Source organism: Sphingorhabdus sp. (assembly GCF_040079335.1).
In the GTDB taxonomy this organism is placed as follows: Bacteria; Pseudomonadota; Alphaproteobacteria; order Sphingomonadales; family Sphingomonadaceae; genus Sphingorhabdus_B.
Genome location: NZ_JBEBKL010000137.1, coordinates 1 through 1,676, shown reverse-complemented (window position 1 = coordinate 1,676; position 1,676 = coordinate 1). Strand labels below are relative to the sequence as shown.

The window sequence follows — 1,676 nt, the reverse complement described above, 5'->3', positions numbered from 1 at the left end:
AATGAACACATCTAATGCGAGCGTTGGGAATTAGAGCAAAGGGGCTGGCGCAAACTTAAGTGGACGCGTTCGGGTTCGACAACCAAGGTCTATAGTCGCTCGCCATGTCTTTGCCGCGCTCACGGCTGAGCGTGCGAACAAGTTTTGACTGATCAGCGAAGTCGTCGCGGCCATAATCAAGGTCCACGCGTTCGCGGTGGCGGGATAGCGCAACATAGGCCCCGTGGCTGTCCATACCCGGTGTGGCGAGCACGTGCGTCCGGTCCACGGTCATGCCCTGCGCCTTATGGATTGTAGCAGCGTAACCGTGATCGACATGCGCATAATCTTTGGTGTCGAACGCCACTTTGCGGCCATCGTCGGTACGCACCGCCATGCGCTGCGGCGTCACCTGTTCGACGATACCAAGCGTTCCGTTCTTCACGCCAAGCCCGCGCTCGTTGCGCAGGAACATGATGCGGTCGCCGCTGGCAAATTGTCGCTCGCCGCGCTCAGCCTTGATCGAAACGTCATTGCCCAGCTCACCCGCGTTTCGCATCCGCCCGCGCGCCGCTTCGTTCAGCTCGCGCACCTCGTCATTGGTATGCGTGAGGATAATGCGCGTCTCGCCGGGGTTGGACTGGCGCGCTTCATCCCAGCGGTTGATCAAATCTGCGCGCGCTGCCTCCCGCGTGTCAGCGATATGGACCATATCCCGCTCGCCATAGGCATGAATGGCCTGCCCTGTCCGCCCGGTAGCAAGGTGCCTGGTCGCATCCTGCTGCCAGCCGTCATGCTGGCGGCGGACTTCGCTGATTTCAACACCGCCATGCCGTTCGTGGATGGCACGGAATGCGGCTCCGGCTTCGATAGCCTGCAACTGCTGCGGGTCACCCACCAGCACGACTTTCGCACCGGCATCGGCGGCATGGGACAGCACGCGTTCCATCTGTCGCGTTCCGACCATGCCTGCTTCGTCGATGACTAGAACATCGCGCGAAGTCAGTTGTTCGCGGCCCTGCCCCCATTGATGTTCGAGACTGGCGATAGTGCGCGAGGCAATGCCCGAACCTTGTTCAAGTCCCTCGGCGGCGATGCCCGAAAGCGCCGCGCCGCGCACGTTGTAGTCCGCACCTTCCCAAGCCTCACGGGCAACGCCCAGCATCGCGCTTTTGCCGGTCCCAGCATAGCCAACAACGATGCTCAGGCCGCGCGCGTCCGTCACATGCTCGAACGCCGCGCGCTGCTCTCCCGATAGCAGCAACCCGCGCTCCCCGGCGCGCGCCAGCGCGTTCGTTTGTTTGTCCTCGCCAACGCGATGCCGCTCGCGCTCCGCCATCAACTCCGATGCGTTTTGCAACCGCTGCTCGGTCTCGATCATCTGCCGCGACGTGAACCGGTCATCACCGCGCCCGTCCTTGCCCAGCGCAATGAAATCGGGCGAGCCGCGCACCGCACTAAGCGCCGCATCGAATTGGTCTTTCCCTTCGCTATGCCGATGCACGAAAATGGCAAGGTCGCGGTTCGTGAAGGTGGCTTGGCTATGCGTGATCGCATCAAGCGCGACATTCGGATTAGCAATGATCCGCTCACCATTTCGCTGTGCAATAGCACGATGTTCCTCGATGCGCTCGGCCTCAAGCCCGCGTCCACCGATGCGCGAGGCGGCGGGGCCGATCTTGTCCTGCGGCTCCAGC

Annotated in this window: 1 pseudogene; it reads right to left on the bottom strand. The window is 62.4% G+C overall.

Features of this window, described 5'->3' with window-relative positions:
* Positions 1-91: 91 nt before the first annotated feature.
* Positions 92-1,676: pseudogene (traA, locus tag ABL922_RS14875) on the bottom strand (Ti-type conjugative transfer relaxase TraA); the annotation flags it as partial.